We start from the raw sequence: 15228 nt of genomic DNA on the forward strand, positions 1-15228 counted from the left end.
GCAGGACGACGGTGCCGGGCGGGTCAGGCGGCGTACTCATCCGTGCCTCCCGGGAGGCACGCCAGGGCCTCACGCAGCCGGGCCCGGTACACCGACCGGGCCGACTCCTGTCCGGACACCTTGTCCGCCTGTCCGGGCAGTCCCCGGACTTCGGCGTCTGCCTGTCCGGGCACGGCCTGTGACCTGCTGTCCGGCGTGTCCGTACCGGTGCCGGGCTTCCTGGGCGTGACGGGACCGCCGTCCTGGGTTGGGCGCGGTTCCAGCGCGGTGCCGCGGAGCTTGCTGGCCACCCACGCGGTGGATGCCGCGTCCATGTCGGACCAGCGCACCAGGTTGGTCCGGTCCACCAGGACGGGCTTCCCGCCGCCGTCAGCCGGGGGCTCGCCGATGTCGGCCCGGTAGCGGTCTAGGGTCCAGGAGCCGTTGCGCAGCCGGAGGTCACGGATCTCCTCGACCGTCTTGGAGTCGCGCATGTCGACGTCCGGGAACTTCAGCCGCCAGCCCTCGATACCGAAGCCCAGGCGCACGAGGCGGAAGTTCAGAGCTTCCAGGACCAGTTCACCGATCGGCTGGCAGGTGTTGACTGTGAACGTGCGGTCCTGGGCCTCTCCGGTTCCGCCGCCGAGGTTCCCGGACTCGATGATACCGACCTTCGCCGGTGGCACCCCGTAGGAGGCGATGATCTCGTCGCGCTTCTGGTCCAGGAACTGGAGGTAGTCCAGCGTGCGGGACTGGGCGAGCTCGTGAACCCCGGCGCCGCCCTTGGTCGTGATCGGGGTGCCGATGTTGCGGGGACCGACGTTGCGCTGCATGTACTGCGCCGTCCACCGGTTGATCTCCGCTGGTGATGCGCCGGCCGGGTGGTCCACGTGGATGGTGGGAGGCGCGCCCTTGCGGAAGATCTCCTTCGAGGTGGCGGCGGAGAAGAGCCACGCGGTGATCGGCAGCAAGGCGGCCTGCGTGGGCGAGACTCCGAAAATCCCCGATCGCGGGGAGTCGAGACTGATGTGGATGACCTCACGCGGCTCGAACACCGCCCGCTGCCCCATCTCGGTCACCTGCACGTAGCCGGTCACCGTGCCGTGCTCGTCGGCGATCGGCAGCATGCTCGGGCAGTCCAGCGAGTACAGAGCCACCGGCTGGCTCCCCAGCCACACCACCTCGATGAAGGCGTCACCGAAGACCAGCAGGTCCGTCACCGCGCCCCGGAGGATCTGACGAATGTTCTCCCGCGGGTTGCAGTACGCCAGCATCCGCTCCAGGAGCAGCACTTGATCCGGCTTGTCCGGCTGCTCTCGGCCGTCCTGGGCGTCGTTGTCCCAGTCGGTGACGAGGCCGCCGGCGGTGATCGTGCGGGCGATCGCGTTGACCGAGGCCCAGGCCCACGGGCAGGCGAGGTAAGCGTCGTAGAGCTGGGTGAGGGTCGAGCGCCGGTCGGTCTGCGTGGCCGGGCCGATGCCCTGGTTCGTTTCGGTCAGGCCGCCGGGGCCGATGCCGTACTCGAAGCCGGCCCTCTCCGGAAGCTTCGCCAGCGTTGATTCCAGCACCTGGGGGGCGCTGCCGGTGATGCTCTGCCACCACGTCTTCAGGCTCACGGGGCTTCTACCGTCCTCCCCGCGCGCGGCGCCTCGTCATCGTCATGGAGCCACCACTCGTCAGCTGCAGGCCCGGATGGGCGGTAGGCCATTGCGGGGCCGAGCGGCTCCAGCACTTCGTTCCCGGCCACCGCCGCTAGGGCGGGGGCAGGGCTGGTCACGAACTGTGGGCCGCCTCCGAGGTTGGAGAGTAGGTAGCGCAGGGCATCGGCGGCGTGGTCGTCGGCTGTGGTGTCGGCGTCCTCCGGGTCTCCCTTGGTGGCGTGCGGCAGGCTCGTCAGCTCCCGGTACAGGTCGGTGACCGTGCTGAACAGATGGAGCCGTGGGCACGTCTGCCATCCGAGCGCCCGGTGATGCGGGCAAGCCGGTGCCTCCGACAGGTAGGAGTGCACGCGCTGCCAGCCGGTGACCCGCGAGCCAGGACGCTTCCCGGCCGGGGTGAGGTGCACGCCCTCCTCGCCGTACACGGCGGCGATCGCTTTGGCGTCGCCCCGGGCTGCCCACATGGCGTCGTCGGCGTACCGAACGGCAACCTCCTCGCCCTCGTTCTCGGCGGCGAGGATCTGCTGAGCCTGCTCCCTCTCGCCGACACCGCGACGGTAGATCTCCCGGTAGACCCACACGCGTTCGTCCTCGTCGACCGCCGCCCACAGCACGGCCCAAGGGGCGGAGAACCCCCAGTCGAGGCCGCTGAAGCGCTTCCACGTCGCGGGCAGGGCAACCGGGTCGAGGACGTGCCGCTCCCGCTTGAGCTCGGGGAACATCTGGCCGGCGAAGACGTCCCAGTCGCCGTCGAGGAAGGCGGCGCGCAGTTTCTCGGGCAGTGCCTTCAAGTCGGCGGAGTACTCCGGGTTGACGTGGGGGTTGTCGGAGAGCTTCGAGGGGATGAACCGGACGGTGCGGCCGCGCTCGTCGGTGACGATGTTCGCACCGTAGTTGGTGGGCTGGATGTACCTGGTCTTGACGGCGCCGTGGCCGGGCCCGCCGGGGTTGGTGCCGGATCGGATGCCCAGTACGGGGATCTCCCGCCGTCCGGAACGAAGACGCGATTCCAGGAAGGCGACGACGTCGGGCGGTGTCAGGGTTCGCTCGTCGAAGACGAGCATCTGGTACTGGCCGCCCTGGCGGCGGGTGGCGTCCTGGATGGACTCGGCGTATCGGAACATGATCAGCGAACCGTTGGTAAAACGCAGCTCGAAGTCGGTGCCGTTCCAGCGGGCCCCGACAGGGCGCGCGAAGTCCACCTGGGCCAGTTCGGCGATCAGGGATTCCTTCAGCTCCCCGTAGGTACGCCGGAACGCCCCGACCCGCAGGCCCGGATAGCGCACGCATTGGAGGATGGCTTCCAGCAAGAGGGACTTGGTCTTGCCGCCGCCGGCCGCCCCGCCGTAGAGGACGTCGAACTCGGTGGCGTCGTGGAACTCGCGCTGCTTGGGCGTCGGCACGTACCCGAGCTCCGCGAACACATCGGGAGGCGGAGCCTCCAGCAAGTCTGCGGCGAGGAGGAGGGCGTCCACAGCACCCCCCTGTGATCAGGAGACGGCGCGCAGCCGACGGGCGGCGACCCGCTTGGCCTCGGCGGCCGCGGGGCCGGTCACCCCTGCCTGGGCAAGGGCGGCATCGATGGCCGTGATCACGGCTTGTGCCTGCCGCTCGCTGATGGCGGCCAGGCGCTCATCGATGTTGAGGCGGGCGATCGTTCCCAGGACGTTGACGGCGCGGTCCATCGCCCGTTCGTAGAGGCTGACCTCGGCGCGAACCTGTTCACCGTATTCGGTAGAGAAACGGATGCTGGAGAGGTCGTTGACACGCTCTGCCAGTGCCGTTTTGAACGCCAGGATCTCCCCGGCGAGTTCGGCAAGAGCGGTCAGGGGGTTCTCGACGGGGGCGGCCCCGAGCTGGGCCAGGGTCCGTCGGGCCTGGGCTTCCACTGCTGCCTCCGCCCGTCGTCGCTCTGCCGCCGCCTGCGATTGCCTGCTGTTGCCACCGTGATAGCGGCAGACCGTCAAGCCCTTCACGGCCCAGTTCGCGCAGGGCTGTCCATCGGTGCTGCGGTGCGCGGTGCAGCGCCGACCGGGGACGGCGGTGATGGGCTGCTGGCCGGCGTGCAGGGCGCACTGGGTCTCACCGGGCCGGGCGTAGTGGCCGCACTGTCGTTCGGGCTTCTCCCCTCGCGGCGGGCACATGACGGTGCAGCGCTTGCCTTCGGGCGGAATGGTCCGGGCCATGAGCTCACCTCCCGGAGGACCAGGCAGGCGGCAGTCCGCCGGAGGCGCCCGGCTCGGGTTCACGTGCCGGGGGCGACTCGGGGGTGCAGTCGCAGCCGGTCAGGCCGGACGGTGAGGGCGCAGTGCAGGTGTCCCGGTGGACCAGCGCTGCCGCGTCCAGGGTGATGGCGTGGGCAGCGCACGCGAAGACGCTGGTGGTGCATTCCTGAGGAGTCGGCAAAGGGCCGAAGTCCGGAGCGGGGTACTGCGGGTCGGCGAGCTCGCGGGCGCGGTCCCGGCGTTCTTGCTCCCAGGTCAGGTGAGCGGTGAACTCCTCCTTCGTCAGGCGCCGCTGCCAGTGCACGACCGCGGGGGCTCCGCACAGCTGGCAGGCTGGACCGCTGAGGGGCGGCGGCTCGGAGGCCGGGACGGCGTGCGAGGAGGTGGTCACAAGGCGCTCCTGTGGTCGAAGGCCGCGGCGTCAGGCCGGGGCGAGGGTGGTGACCGTGCCGCTGGAGCCCTTGTACTTCAGCGCGCCGCCTTCGACCCACAGAACCCCTCCCGAGGCGGGCGTGGAGGGGGCGGCGCTGTTGGCGAGGCAGAGCGCGCCGGTGATCGTGCCGCCGGCCAGTGGGAGAAAGGTGCTGTCCACCCATGCTTTACGGACGGCCTGGTTGCCGAAGGCGGGATCGAAGCCGGGCAGTACGGGGATGGCCGTGTTGAACGTCTTCTCCCCGTTGATCACCTGGTCGCCGGTAATCGCGACGGCTCCGATTGCGGCAGCGGTCAGCGGGTCCGTGCCTCCGTTGGCGTGGCTGGAGGCATGGCTCGTGGGTGTACGGGGGTCGCTGAGCCGGGTGTCATCGCCGGCCGCGACCGTGCCCGGTGTCGTGCCGACGTTGAGCGTGGCTGCCACGCCGAGGCCGAGGTTCGACCGGGCTGTCCCCGGGGAGGCGAGGTCCGCGAGGTTCGCGGCCTTCGCGAGGGAGTATGCGCGGTCGCCGTGCGGATCCGTCGCGGCTACGTGCACGGCGACGGCGCTGGAGGCAGCGCCGGACGCATCGAACTGTGCCACCGTGTTCGCGGCGAGTTCCGGGTTCGGGTACGAGCCTGCCAGGGCGCCTCCGGCAGGTCCGGTGGGTGGCAGGCTCTGCCCGGTGCCATCCGGCTGGGAGACCGGGGAGACTTCCGCGAGGTCGACGGTAGAGCCCAGCGTGGAGGGGAGCTCGATCCAGTAGGTGCGGCGCGCCCCGGCGAGCTGCTCGTCGACCCGCCATCGCCACCCGGTCGGCAGGACACCGGGGCTGTCGGTTGTCAGGAGGACGACGGCGGCCGTGCCGGAGGAGCTGATGGTGATGGTGGAGGCGCCGGAGTAGACCGCCTTGCGTGCGGCGTCCACGAGGACGGCCGACGGGCTGAGGATGATCCGGCCCTGGGCAGCGGCGCCGCCGGCAGGTACAGGCCGGTTGATGGTGAGGATGATGGTGGAGGCGCCGCTCGGAAAGGGCATTCGACACCCCCTTTGCCGCTGGACGTGAGGGCGGCGGGTGATCAGGCTGCCGAGTAGGTGCGCCGTGCCCGCTCGCGAGTGGCCTTTTCGGCAAGGACGACGTCGATGGCCTTGTACTTCGGGGTGCGGCAGCGGGGGGAGTTTGCCCGGGTGAGGTGTCCTCGGTAGACCCAGGTGCGGATCACGTTCGGTTTCACGCCGGCGGCTTCCGCGGCTTGGGCGGTTGTCCACAGCGTGGTCTGCAGGTCGCCGGTCAGCTCCGCCACGGGGATCCTCCCGAACGCGAAAGCCCAGACGCGGTCTGGGGCTGGTGGTCGAGTGGGCACACGTGTGCCTGCGGCTCACGTTACGCGTGACGCAATTGAACGGTCAAGCAGCTTGGCCCGCGACGAGTTGCGCGGCGTGCGCGTCGTACTCGGCGCGGGTCAGCAGCATGCCGCAGGTGATGTTGCGGCATTCGATGTAGTTGTCGCCGTCTGCGCGGTACAGGCCGAGTAGATCGCACCGAGGGCACGGTGCCGCGTACCGCTCAGTCAGGGCATCCCGTGCCGTGAAGCGTACGGCTGCCCGGTGCCACGCCTGGATCTGTGCCGCGGGGTTGGCCGATAGACGGTCGTGGGCCTCGCTGGCGGCAGGGTGCTCGGTCAGGGCCCAGTCCAGGTGAGTGCCGATGAAGCGGACGGCAGCGGTGGCCGCAGCGCCTTCCGTGACTCCGGTGCGGCGGTCGTTGAGGTGCCGGAGCGAGCGGATGTCGTCTTCCAGGGTGAGCAGGCCGCCGACGATGTGATCGGTGAGGATCCGGGACGGTTCGCCTGGCCATCGCGGCGTCACGGGTGAGCGACCGATCGTGCCGGCTTTCGGGCCGCGGCTACCGTGGACGGCCTCCAGCCAGACGGCGGCAAGGAGTTCAGGGAGATCAAGGAGCTTGGTGCGGGCACGATCGGCGCAGCGCGTGCAATGCACCGGCTGACCGAAGACGGGAGTGAGGTCGTGGGGGGTGTTGTCTTCGGCGCGAGTCTGTTCGGCGCAGCGCCAGGCGTCGTTGTGGCGGCCGGGGCAGGGGATGAGGGCGGGCATGCAGCCTCCCGAAGTGCTGGTGGGGCCTGCCTCCATTGTGGACCCCTGTCAGCCGAGCGCGGGCGGCAGAGGTCCGCGTCCTCGCCGCCCGTTCGCCGTGGGCCGCTACCTGGAGGCCGCCGGGGTGTAGAGGGAGACGTGCTTGGCGCTGGTGCCGGGTTGGTAGCGGCCGCCGCACCAGTCGGCATTGCGCTGCTTCAAGGCCAGTCCGGCCTCTTTGGCCAGGGCGTCGATGTCCTCGGGCTCCCAGTAGCGCATCTTGCCGGGGAGCACGCGCGGAACCTGACCGTCGCGCAGCAGGACCTCCCGGTAGTGGAATTCGCCTCGATCAGCGTGCCGCTCGCCAGTGAACAGGAGGGCGGAGTCGTCGAGATGCCGCTTGAGGACGATGTCCTTGTCGACGGGGAAGACGCCAGGGTGCGGGCCGTCGGGCAGGCGCTGGCCGGGCCGGGGAGCGAAGGTCTCGATGACCAGGGTCCCGGCCGGCGTGAGGGAGCGTGCAGCGTTGCGCAGGAAGGCGCGCTGCGTGGGCTCATCAGCGAGGAGGAAGAAGGTGTTGAAGACGGCGAAGACGAGCGGCACAGGCTCGGGGGCCACGTATTCGGCGGCATCCGCGACGACCGGCGTGATGGGCAGCCCTTCGGTCTTCTTCGCCAGACGGCTGATCATCTCCTGCGAAGCGTCGACGGCGGTGACCCCGATGCCCGCTCGAGCGAGCGGAAGGGCGATCCGGCCAGTTCCGGCGCCGACCTCGACAACCGGGCCGTCCCCTGCAAGCTTGATCAGCAGGTCGATCTGCTCGGCGGGCGGCGCGAACTCCTCGTACAGGGCGTCGTAGAGGTCAGCGGTCTTCTCACCGTAGGTCTCACCGGCATAGGCCATGGGGCATCCTCTCGAACGAGTTGGTGGCGGAAAGACGACTCAACTCCCGTGCGTGCTTTCGCGTAAGCCCGTCGTGGGAGTCCCACGACGGGTAGCGTCCTGCGGGGTTACAGCGTGGGAGAGCCGGGGGGCCATGGGCAGTCCACTGCCGCCAGCTGCATTACCTGTAGAACTGCTCGCCGACTACCGCCTGCTGAAGGCGTTGGCCGGCCGGGACTTCGGGGCCGTCTTCTCCGCGCTGCACGCCGTCGGCGTGAGCTACACGAAGATCGCCGAGGCGTGTGAGCTGAAGACCGACCGAGTGAGCCGTCTCGCCCGCGGCGAAGGAGAGATCACCTCCATGCCGGTGATCGAGCGCATCGCCGACGGGCTGCGAATTCCCGGTCCCCTTCTGGGCCTTGCTGAGAGACCCTGGGAGAGCACTGCCGCTCACCCCACGGATGGAGACGACCCCATGAAGCGCCGCCTCGTCCTGCGCGGCGCGCTCGCCGCAGGACTCAGCACTGCCGGACTGGCCTCCCTCGCCGACACTCGCCGGTCCGTCGACCTGACCCTCACCAGCAGCACCAGCGGAGACATCAGCCTGTGGGAGGCCGCCGCCGAACAGTACGGCTACGGCTACAACGGCCGCCCACCGGCCGAGCGGCTTGCCGACCTGGCGACGGATTTCCGCGGCCTGCAGCCGCTCCTCGACCGCCCGCTCACCGTGCCGGAGCGCACCCGCCTGTGCCATGCCACCGCCCAACTCGCCGGCATGACCGCGATCGTCCTGCACGACATGGGTGACCGCCGGGAGGCGACAGCCTGGTTCCACACTGCCGCCCGGGCCGCCGAAGAATCCCGGGACCGTGCGCTGCACGCCTGGGTCGTCGCGCGGCACGCCATGGTCCCCCTCAACTACGGCGCACCCCAGGCCGCTGCGGAGCAGGCGGCGAAGGCGCAGGCGATCGCCGGAACGCAGTCGAACGCGTCCGCCGCGCTGGCCTCCGTGGTCGCTGCCCGCGCGCATGCGCTGGCGCGGCAACCGGACGAGGCGCGTGCGGCGCTGCAGGAGGCCGATCGGATCACGGCCCGGCTCACGCGTGAGGAACAGGCGGACACGTGGTTCGGCCTTCCCGAGGCAAAGATCCACGTTCATCTGTCGCAGGCCCTGCTGCATCTCGGCGAAACCCGCCGGGCCCGGGAGAGCCAGGAGCGCGCGCTGGAGCTGTGCTCGGCCACCAGCCGCATCTCTCCGGCACTGCTCAAGCTGGACCGTGCCCTGTGCCTGCACCGCGAGGGCGACGCCGAAGGAGCCTGCCAGCAGGCGGTCTCCGTGATGCAGGACCTGCCCGAGGAGTACCACAAGGGCCTGCTGCTGGAGCGCGCCCGCGAAGTGCACCGCCGGGTCCCCTCCCGGCAGCGCACACTTTCGGACGCCCGCCAACTCGGCGAAATCGTCAAGGCCGTCTGACCTCGCACACGGCCGTCCGCGAGCGGGCCCCTCGACGGGTCGGCGGGTGAAATCCCGCCGAATCGCCAGCCCCGCCGACGCCTCCTCACTAGGCTCGGGAGCCCCAGAGGTCATGGTGAGGGAGCCCGGCGCATGCCCGATGATTCACCCGAAAAACACACGCTCGACCCGTGGCGCGGCCAGTACGCCGACCGCGCAGCGAACATGATCGCCTCCGAGGTGCGCGCCCTGTTCGCCGTCGCCTCCCGCCCGGAGGTGGTCTCCTTGGCCGGCGGCATGCCCAACGTCTCCGCCCTGCCCATGGACACGGTCAGCAGCGTCATGGCCGACCTCATCGCCCAGCACGGGCCGGTGGCGTTGCAGTACAGCTCCGCGCAGGGCATCGCCTCGCTGCGCGAGAGCATCTGCGAGGTCATGGCACTGGAAGGCATCAGCGCGCGCCCCGACGACGTGGTGGTCACCTGCGGGTCGCAGCAGGCACTCGACCTGGTAGCGAAGGTGTTCCTCAATCCCGGCGACACCGTCGTCACCGAGGCACCCACCTACGTCACCGCGATCAACACCTTCGCCGCCTACCAGGCCCGCATTGCCCATGTGGACATGGACGAGCACGGCGTCATCCCCGAAGCCCTCGACGCCACCTTCACCCGCCTACGGGCCGAGGGGCGCCCGGTGAAGCTCTTCTACAGCGTGCCGACCTTCCAGAACCCCGCGGGCGTCACCCTCACCACCGAGCGCCGCCCGCAGGTCCTGGAGGTCTGTCGCCGCGCCCGGGTGCTGCTGCTGGAGGACAACCCGTACGGGCTGCTGCGCTACGACGGCGAACCCGTACGCGCTCTGCGTGCGGATGCGCCCAGCGAGCACGATGTGATCTACCTCGGGTCGTTCTCCAAGACTCTCGCCCCAGGCCTGCGGGTCGGCTGGGCGCTGGCCTCGCCGGCCGTACGGGACAAGCTGGTACTGGCCGCCGAGTCCGCGGTCCTCTCGCAATCGCCGCTGACCCAGATGGTCGTTGATCGCTACCTGCGTACCCAGCCGTGGACCGACCAGCTCAAGGCGTTTCGCGAGATGTACCGGGAGCGGCGCGACGCCATGCTGGAGGCGCTGATGGAGCACATGCCGCCCGGCACCACGTGGACGGTGCCGCAGGGTGGCTTCTTCGTCTGGGTCACCCTGCCCGGCGGCCTGGACGCCAAGGCCATGCTGCCCCGGGCCACGGCCGCCCGTGTCGCCTACGTGCCCGGCAGCGGCTTCTTCGCCGACGGCCAAGGCCACGGCAGCATGCGCCTGTCGTTCTGCTACCCGACACCCGAACGGATCCGCGAAGGTGTCCAGCGGCTCAGCACCGTCATCAAAGACGAGATCGCATTGCGCACCACCTTCGGCGTCACCCACGCCCGACCTGCCCACGGCCCGCAAGCTCCCAGCCCCCAGCTCCCCTGAACACCCCGTCTCCCCCTGGATGGCCTCGATGAGTGATCTGAAGTCCGTTCTCGTCCTCGCGGGCGGCCTGTCGGCTGAACGCGAGGTCTCCCTCAGCTCGGGCTCGCACGTCACCCAGGCCCTGCGCACGGCCGGCGTCGAAGTCCAGCAACGCGACGTCGACGACACCCTGCTACACCACCTGGCCGAGGACCCGCCGAGCGTGGCCCTGCCGCTGCTGCACGGTGCCGCCGGGGAGGACGGCACGATCAGGGAAGTACTGGAGCTGGCCGGCGTGCCCTACATCGGCGCCCGCCCCGCAGCGTGCCGCGTCGCCTTCGACAAGGCCACCGCCAAGGACATCTTCGTGCGCGCGGGCCTGCACACACCGCAGTCCGTCACGCTCCCGCAGCAGGCGTTCCACGACCTGGGCGCACAAGCCCTCACCACGCACGTCCTCGACCGCCTCGGCCTGCCCCTGGTGGTCAAGCCTCGCGCCGGCGGGTCCGCGTTCGGCGTCACCCACGTGGAATCGGCCGACCAGCTGCCGCTGGCCCTGGTCTCCGCCCTCGGCTACCACCACGAAGTCCTCGTCGAGCAGCACATCACCGGCACCGAGATCGCCATCTCCGTCGGCGACATCGACGGCGAGCCCACCGCCCTGCCGGCCGTGGAGATCGACACGCACGGGGGTCTGTACGACTACAGCCACCGCTACACCGCTGGCGCCGTCTCCTTCCACGCGCCCGCCCGGCTCGACCAGGCAACCGCCGAACGCGCGGCGCAAGCGGCCGTGGAGGCCCACGTGGCCCTTGGGCTGCGCCACCTGTCCCGGACGGACGCTATCGTCACCGCGCAAGGCGAGGTTCACATCCTCGAAACCAACGTCGCCCCAGGCATGACGGAGACCAGCACGTACCCGATCGCCCTCAAGACCGCCGGCTATGAGCTTGCCGTCTTCTTCCGAGACCTAGCCGAGCGAATCATCTGAAGCAGAATCCGCCAAGACCGCTGGGAGCAGCAGAGCGGCTTCAGCTTTCCGGTTCAGCCTTTGTCTTGCGGTATGGGCGCCGCCGGAAAAGTGTCGCGATCACAGATGCTCCCAGCCACCGCTTGACGTTGCCGTCCTCGGCGTCTGGAGCGGGCCATCGGCCCCGGCTGAGGTCGGATTGAATAGATGTCGCTGTGATGCCGATGCCCGCGTCTTCGAGCTGCTGGGCGGTGTACAGCCTCGTCGGCTCCAGGTCGACGGCTGGGCGGGCGTGGTGCTCTTGGACCCACGCGTCGACAGCGGCGGGGTCGTATTCGTACCACTTGCCGCGCTTGCCCAGGGGGGCGGGCCATTTGGGGTGCTGCGTCCAGCGCTTCACGGTGGGCACGGAGCGGCTATGGCGGTCGGCGATCTCGGCGACCGTCTCGCCTTCGGGGGTTACCATGGGGAGGTCCTTTCAAGGATGCTGACCGGCGGGGTTTCGCGACAGCCTCAGGGCTGAGAGCTTCGGCTCGGCCCCGCCGGTCCTTTTCGTGTGTGCGTGCAGATGCCCCCGGCTGGGTGCCGGGGGCGGTGAGCGCTACTTACTCGCCGTTACGCAGTACCCACTTGACGGCGTCCGCCAGGGAGCTCCGCGCGTTGATCATGCTCATCGCGAAGCCGTCCACCCGGAACTCGGTGGGCTCTTCCTCGTAGGCGAAGAACAGGTCCACGGCCACGAGCCAGCAGGTGGAGCTGGTGAAGAGGCTAGCCATCACGTCCTCGGTGATGCCGGGGATCTCGTCGCTGACCTTGGCGAGGCGGGCTACGGCGTCGGTGAGGGTGCTGATCTTGATGCCGTTCTCGACCTCGGGGAGCTGGATGGGGATGGGGAGGCGGGAGCAGATCATCGCGAGGCTCGTGTAGTGCTGGACGAGCGGGGCGGTGAAGTCCGCCTCTTCCATGTTCTTCCAGTCCTTCATGGTGCGTCCTTTCTTGTTGTGGATGCTCGGTTCGGGGTTCGCGGCCCCTTCCCGATGAGTATCAATTTACATGCTTCAAGTATCACTTTGCAAGTTCCGGGAGTGAAAAACCGCCCCCAACTTCGGGGCTGGGGGCGGTTTCACTCTTCCGGGTTACTGGCGGCCGTAGAGCTCGCGGACGAGATCCCTGGCGTGATCCTCGCAGGCCAGCAGTACCAGCAGCGCCGCCTCCGGCCGGTAGGCCCGGGGTTGCGTGTCCGGGATGATGCTCTCCGCCATCATGTTCGCGATCAGGTCCTGCGCGGCAAGCCAGTGCAGGGCGGCGCACTTGAGTGCCTCCTGTCCGGCCCGGGAGGCAGTGGCCTCGTAGCTGATCTCGGACGCGCGGGTGACGGCTGCCTCGCGGGCGCCCCAGCTGCCCGGCCCCATCTCGCGTGGCAGGGAGATGGGGCCGGGCAGGGCGGCGCAGGTGTCGGCGAGGAGGGTGTAGCACTCCATGAGGCGGCGAAGGAGGTTCGGCGGGATGGCGCTCTCGTCGGACATCTTGATCCTTTCGTTGGTTGGATGCTCGGTCGGGGTTCGCGGCCCCTCCCTTTCGAGTATCACTTTACAGGTGTCGAGTATCATTTTGCAATGTCCTCGGGATGGAAAAGCCCGACCCGCCTCCAGCAGGCCGGGCTGCCCGAGATCTACGCCCGCCGGAAATCGACCAACCGGCCATCCTTGCCGACGGACGCCGTCAACCGCCTGCCCGCCAGCTTCTCCACCGGCACCCCGGCCTGCGCCGCCACCTCCTCGGCGGGGTACCGCTCAGGGGCCAACGCGTCCGGCGCATCCGCCGTGATCTCAGCCTGATCTCCGAACACCAACACCACCTTCACCCGCACGCGTCCGTCTGCCAGCACCTCAGCCGACGTACAGGCCGGGCGCACCAAGACCTTGTGCAGCGCAACCGGTCGCCCCTGCGCGCCAACGGCGTAGTGGCTCTCGACGCGATGCACGACGAACTCATCGCCGGTGCCCCACAGCGTGACCACCCTGCCCTCGGCCGGCAGAGCGAAGGGGCCTACGAAGTGCGCGAGCTCGATGTCGGTCTCCTCAGCCCGGTAGATGAAGTAGAGCGTCTCGTCGGCGTCTCCATATGTCTTCCCGGCGGCCGAGCCCTCCTTTGCCTGGAGGGCGCGTTCGACAGCGGCGGGCAACGTCATGGGCGTGTCAGTCATGGGGGGCATGATTCCCTTTCGCGAGATGGCGGGGTGGTCCGGCTGGCACTGTTCAGCCGTGCCGGTGAGGGGCCGCAGGTCCTGGTTGAAGGACGGGCGCGAGGGCTGGCCGTCGAGGCCGCGAGGGGCCGCGGCCGGGCTTCCTCTGGAAGGCCTCGGAGCGTGTAAGCGCCCCCGGCGCGGAGGGGGTGCAGCCGGGGGCGCTGGCCCGGTAGCGCCGTCGGCCGCTGGTGGTGCGTGCACCAGCAGCACACCGCCCTTGGGGTAGCGGTAGGGGGGAGCCTTACGGCTGTACCGGGTGATCCGAAGGTAGTACTCGGGGCTGCTGGTGTCAGTACTCGTGCACGGATTTTCGGACAGCCTGTGCGCGACGGGCGGGGTCACGAACGATCTGCATGCTCCCGTCGAAGTGGAGCTCGATGGACGGTGTAGTCGTAGTTGTAGCTGCTCCTGTAGTTCCATCTTGACCTGCGACGACTACAGCTACTGCCCTGCCCTCGGGAGGGAGCGGGGAGAGGGGTGGGAGGTCGGCGACCTTGACCCCGGTGGAGACCCCCCGGCCGGACTGCCGTACGGATTTGGCCACGGGCACCCCGTGCTGGGTGCACAGGGCCCGCACTGCGGAAGCGTCATGGGGGCCGTCGGGGAGGTGCTCGGCGAGGGCGGAGAGGTGGGCGCCGGCGCCGCCCTGGGCCAGCTTCCGCACGAGGGCGCACAACTCGTCTTTGCCGATGAGGGCGGGACCTTCCTGTTCGGTTTCGGACAGCGCGGCGGGTGCCTCCTCACCTGACGCGGGCCGTTGCACAGGCGCCATGTTCCAGGCACCGATCCCCCACGCGAGCGCGATAATCAGCAGCACGTCCGGAGCGGCGGCGACTCCGTAAGTGGCGAGCCATCCAGCTCCTGCGATGAGGCCGCCACGGGCGATTGGGCCGAGGGCCGCTTTGAGGCCGGTGAGGTCGTGCCGGTAGCTCTTGGCGCACCAGGAGCAGGCGCGGTTCCACAGGCGGAGGCCGAGGACTTCAGAGCCGGTCCACAGGCGGTGGGCGATGAGGGGCAGGGGGGTCATACGCTGCCCCCGTTGAGGGCGTTGAGGCCCCAATCCCCGACGGCGTTGACGCCGAGGACGAGGTGGAGGATGACGCCTGCCACGGCGGGGAGGACTCCGAGGGCGGCGAAGGTCGAGAATCCGCCGACGATGCGCCACCGGTCCTTCGCCGAAGAGGCTTTGAACAAGATCGCGACGGCTACGAAGATCAGAAAGACGACCACGCCGCCGGGCCCTGTGAGGGTTCCGGCGCTCGCTCGTGCTACCGGTGCCCCGCCGGTGCCGACGACGGTATGGACCGCGCTATCCCCACCTTCGCTCAACATCGCGGCGGCCCCGACGGCCCCCCAGCCCAGCGCTCCCCCGATGCAGACGGTGGCGAGTCCGCCGAGGATCCCTCCGCCGGCGAACGGGAGGATCGCTTTCCAGTCGCGCTTGCCCTTCCACCAGGAGCGCAGGTTCGCGTAGAGGATGGCCAGGGCTGCGGCGATGCCGCCGAGGGTGAGCGCGGTGTTCATGGGTGGACTCCGGTGAGGGCGGTGACGGGGTCGTAGAGGTCGATGGCCCCGATGGCGCCGATGAAGGCGATGACGAGCGCGGTGCGGGTGGCCAACTGGCGGCGCAGGCCGGCGCCATGACGGGCGTTGCTGGCCTCGCTGAGGGCTGCGAGGGCGAAGGTGCCGAGGCCGAGGCCGTAGGCCCAGCCGATGCCGAAGCCGCGGGCTTCCTGGACGGTGTAGGCCCAGGTGGTGGCGATGCTGTAGCCCCAGGGCATCTGGACGAGGGCTCGGCCGCCGGGAAGACATATGGAGACGCCGACGAGACGCTCTACTTCATCTACCGGGCTGAGGAGACCGA

Annotated in this window: 17 protein-coding genes and 1 pseudogene; 3 read left to right on the forward strand and 15 right to left on the reverse strand. The window is 69.6% G+C overall.

Annotated elements, in window-relative coordinates; all coding sequences use genetic code 11:
* Positions 1-23: 23 nt before the first annotated feature.
* The 8 genes from ACSNOG_RS05205 to ACSNOG_RS05240 form a co-directional block, all read right to left on the reverse strand.
* Positions 24-1595 carry a phage portal protein gene (locus ACSNOG_RS05205; protein WP_436751326.1) on the reverse strand — a complete coding sequence of 524 codons (1572 nt, stop codon included), beginning with the start codon at positions 1593-1595 and terminating at the stop codon, positions 24-26.
* Complete coding sequence (locus tag ACSNOG_RS05210) at positions 1592-3112, reverse strand: hypothetical protein (protein ID WP_436751327.1); 1521 nt, start codon at positions 3110-3112, stop codon at positions 1592-1594. The genes ACSNOG_RS05205 and ACSNOG_RS05210 overlap by 4 nt, the downstream gene beginning before the upstream one ends.
* Positions 3113-3127: 15 nt before the next feature.
* The gene (locus tag ACSNOG_RS05215; RefSeq protein ID WP_436751328.1) at positions 3128-3823 is read right to left on the reverse strand and encodes a hypothetical protein; all 696 of its coding nucleotides are present in this window, start codon (positions 3821-3823) and stop codon (positions 3128-3130) included.
* A gap of 4 nt (positions 3824-3827) precedes the next feature.
* The gene (locus ACSNOG_RS05220; protein ID WP_436751329.1) at positions 3828-4253 is read right to left on the reverse strand and encodes a hypothetical protein; all 426 of its coding nucleotides are present in this window, start codon (positions 4251-4253) and stop codon (positions 3828-3830) included.
* Positions 4254-4283: 30 nt separating this feature from the next.
* Positions 4284-5312, reverse strand: coding sequence for a hypothetical protein (locus tag ACSNOG_RS05225; protein WP_436751330.1), 1029 nt, complete (start codon positions 5310-5312; stop codon positions 4284-4286).
* A 41-nt stretch (positions 5313-5353) separates the two neighbouring features.
* Positions 5354-5578 (reverse strand): hypothetical protein, encoded by a 225-nt coding sequence (locus ACSNOG_RS05230; RefSeq protein WP_436751331.1) that lies wholly within the window; start codon positions 5576-5578, stop codon positions 5354-5356.
* Positions 5579-5681: 103 nt separating this feature from the next.
* A complete protein-coding gene (locus ACSNOG_RS05235) occupies positions 5682-6389 on the reverse strand; it encodes a hypothetical protein (RefSeq protein WP_436751332.1) in 708 nt (235 codons plus the stop codon).
* A gap of 105 nt (positions 6390-6494) precedes the next feature.
* On the reverse strand, positions 6495-7271 hold the full coding sequence (locus ACSNOG_RS05240; protein WP_436751333.1) for a class I SAM-dependent methyltransferase: 777 nt from the start codon (positions 7269-7271) through the stop codon (positions 6495-6497).
* Between the two features lie 133 nt (positions 7272-7404).
* Here ACSNOG_RS05240 and ACSNOG_RS05245 point away from each other — a divergent pair, with 133 nt between their 5' ends.
* From ACSNOG_RS05245 to ACSNOG_RS05255, 3 genes are all read left to right on the forward strand, one after another.
* Entirely contained in the window at positions 7405-8724 is a 1320-nt protein-coding gene (locus ACSNOG_RS05245) for a hypothetical protein (protein WP_436751334.1), read from the forward strand.
* 132 nt (positions 8725-8856) lie between these two features.
* On the forward strand, positions 8857-10167 hold the full coding sequence (locus ACSNOG_RS05250) for a PLP-dependent aminotransferase family protein (RefSeq protein WP_436751335.1): 1311 nt from the start codon (positions 8857-8859) through the stop codon (positions 10165-10167).
* Between the two features lie 28 nt (positions 10168-10195).
* Complete coding sequence (locus tag ACSNOG_RS05255; RefSeq protein WP_436751336.1) at positions 10196-11137, forward strand: D-alanine--D-alanine ligase family protein; 942 nt, start codon at positions 10196-10198, stop codon at positions 11135-11137.
* 40 nt (positions 11138-11177) lie between these two features.
* Here the strand turns inward: ACSNOG_RS05255 and ACSNOG_RS05260 are convergent, their stop codons facing one another.
* The 7 genes and pseudogenes from ACSNOG_RS05260 to ACSNOG_RS05290 form a co-directional block, all read right to left on the reverse strand.
* The gene (locus ACSNOG_RS05260; RefSeq protein WP_436751337.1) at positions 11178-11582 is read right to left on the reverse strand and encodes a hypothetical protein; all 405 of its coding nucleotides are present in this window, start codon (positions 11580-11582) and stop codon (positions 11178-11180) included.
* Between the two features lie 139 nt (positions 11583-11721).
* Positions 11722-12099 (reverse strand): hypothetical protein, encoded by a 378-nt coding sequence (locus tag ACSNOG_RS05265; RefSeq protein WP_436751338.1) that lies wholly within the window; start codon positions 12097-12099, stop codon positions 11722-11724.
* Between the two features lie 153 nt (positions 12100-12252).
* Positions 12253-12642 (reverse strand): hypothetical protein, encoded by a 390-nt coding sequence (locus ACSNOG_RS05270; RefSeq protein ID WP_436751339.1) that lies wholly within the window; start codon positions 12640-12642, stop codon positions 12253-12255.
* 146 nt (positions 12643-12788) lie between these two features.
* Positions 12789-13322, reverse strand: coding sequence for a hypothetical protein (locus ACSNOG_RS05275; RefSeq protein ID WP_436751340.1), 534 nt, complete (start codon positions 13320-13322; stop codon positions 12789-12791).
* A 331-nt stretch (positions 13323-13653) separates the two neighbouring features.
* Positions 13654-14391 carry a hypothetical protein gene (locus ACSNOG_RS05280; RefSeq protein ID WP_436751341.1) on the reverse strand — a complete coding sequence of 246 codons (738 nt, stop codon included), beginning with the start codon at positions 14389-14391 and terminating at the stop codon, positions 13654-13656.
* Positions 14388-14888, reverse strand: coding sequence for a hypothetical protein (locus tag ACSNOG_RS05285; protein WP_436751342.1), 501 nt, complete (start codon positions 14886-14888; stop codon positions 14388-14390). The genes ACSNOG_RS05280 and ACSNOG_RS05285 overlap by 4 nt, the downstream gene beginning before the upstream one ends.
* A pseudogene (locus ACSNOG_RS05290) lies at positions 14885-15228 on the reverse strand (hypothetical protein); the annotation flags it as partial. The pseudogene ACSNOG_RS05290 and the gene ACSNOG_RS05285, both read right to left, overlap by 4 nt.

Origin of the sequence: Streptomyces sp. URMC 124 (assembly GCF_051386455.1) — a bacterium.
Classification (GTDB): Bacteria; Actinomycetota; Actinomycetes; order Streptomycetales; family Streptomycetaceae; genus Streptomyces.

Coding starts and splice junctions, on each gene's coding strand:
- ACSNOG_RS05215 (WP_436751328.1), bottom strand. CDS start 3,823: ATGGCCCGGACCATTCCGCCCGAAGGCAAGCGCTGCACCGTCATGTGC.
- ACSNOG_RS05225 (WP_436751330.1), bottom strand. CDS start 5,312: ATGCCCTTTCCGAGCGGCGCCTCCACCATCATCCTCACCATCAACCGG.
- ACSNOG_RS05235 (WP_436751332.1), bottom strand. CDS start 6,389: ATGCCCGCCCTCATCCCCTGCCCCGGCCGCCACAACGACGCCTGGCGC.
- ACSNOG_RS05240 (WP_436751333.1), bottom strand. CDS start 7,271: ATGGCCTATGCCGGTGAGACCTACGGTGAGAAGACCGCTGACCTCTAC.
- ACSNOG_RS05245 (WP_436751334.1), top strand. CDS start 7,405: ATGGGCAGTCCACTGCCGCCAGCTGCATTACCTGTAGAACTGCTCGCC.
- ACSNOG_RS05250 (WP_436751335.1), top strand. CDS start 8,857: ATGCCCGATGATTCACCCGAAAAACACACGCTCGACCCGTGGCGCGGC.
- ACSNOG_RS05255 (WP_436751336.1), top strand. CDS start 10,196: ATGAGTGATCTGAAGTCCGTTCTCGTCCTCGCGGGCGGCCTGTCGGCT.
- ACSNOG_RS05260 (WP_436751337.1), bottom strand. CDS start 11,582: ATGGTAACCCCCGAAGGCGAGACGGTCGCCGAGATCGCCGACCGCCAT.
- ACSNOG_RS05265 (WP_436751338.1), bottom strand. CDS start 12,099: ATGAAGGACTGGAAGAACATGGAAGAGGCGGACTTCACCGCCCCGCTC.
- ACSNOG_RS05270 (WP_436751339.1), bottom strand. CDS start 12,642: ATGTCCGACGAGAGCGCCATCCCGCCGAACCTCCTTCGCCGCCTCATG.
- ACSNOG_RS05275 (WP_436751340.1), bottom strand. CDS start 13,322: ATGACTGACACGCCCATGACGTTGCCCGCCGCTGTCGAACGCGCCCTC.
- ACSNOG_RS05280 (WP_436751341.1), bottom strand. CDS start 14,391: ATGACCCCCCTGCCCCTCATCGCCCACCGCCTGTGGACCGGCTCTGAA.
- ACSNOG_RS05285 (WP_436751342.1), bottom strand. CDS start 14,888: ATGAACACCGCGCTCACCCTCGGCGGCATCGCCGCAGCCCTGGCCATC.